At 61.5% G+C, this 634-nt stretch carries 1 pseudogene; it reads left to right on the top strand.

The features are described from left to right. Positions 1–192: 192 nt before the first annotated feature. Positions 193–634: pseudogene (locus NR111_RS18250) on the top strand (L,D-transpeptidase); the annotation flags it as partial.

Below are 634 nucleotides of genomic sequence, written 5' to 3'. Positions count from 1 at the left end.
GGCGACCGAACCGGAAGCCGCCTAGGAAACCCTCCACGATTCGGGGGGAACCACATGGAAGATTCCCGGAGCTAGAGCTGAGGCGACAAACCACGCGCTGACCGCGCAGCCAACAACGACCACGCTCAATGCGGTGAGCAGCCTGGTGCCAAAGCTCGACCGGGCGAACAATCGGCGCGGCCATGATCTCGGTGGGCACCAGGTACCGAGGTGGACGTCGACGTCAACATCTATGGCACAGATATGGGTGGAGGGCTTTACGGAGCCCAGGACGCGCACAGCAACTTCACGATCGGCGATGAGGTCATCACCACGATCGACGACAATGCCAAGACGATGACGACCCGCGTCAACGGCGAGATCGTCAGCAGTAGCCCGGTCTCGCTAGGAAAGGCCTCGACACCAACGCCGAACGGCACCTACTACCTCGGCGATCGGCATGAGTCGCTCATCATGGACTCATCGACATTCGGCGTGCCGGTCGATTCGGCGGACGGCTACCGGCTTTCAGTTAACTGGGCCACTCAGATGTCCTACAGCGGGATCTACGTCCATGGCGCCCCGTGGTCCGTCGGGCAGCAGGGCTTCACCAACGTCAGTAACGGCTGTATCAATGTCACCGACGCCTACGCCA

The organism is Dietzia sp. Die43, from assembly GCF_024519835.1.
GTDB lineage: Bacteria > Actinomycetota > Actinomycetes > Mycobacteriales > Mycobacteriaceae > Dietzia > Dietzia kunjamensis.
The sequence above is the reverse complement of the archived record's forward strand: the minus strand, read 5'-3'. Positions and strand labels throughout refer to the sequence as shown.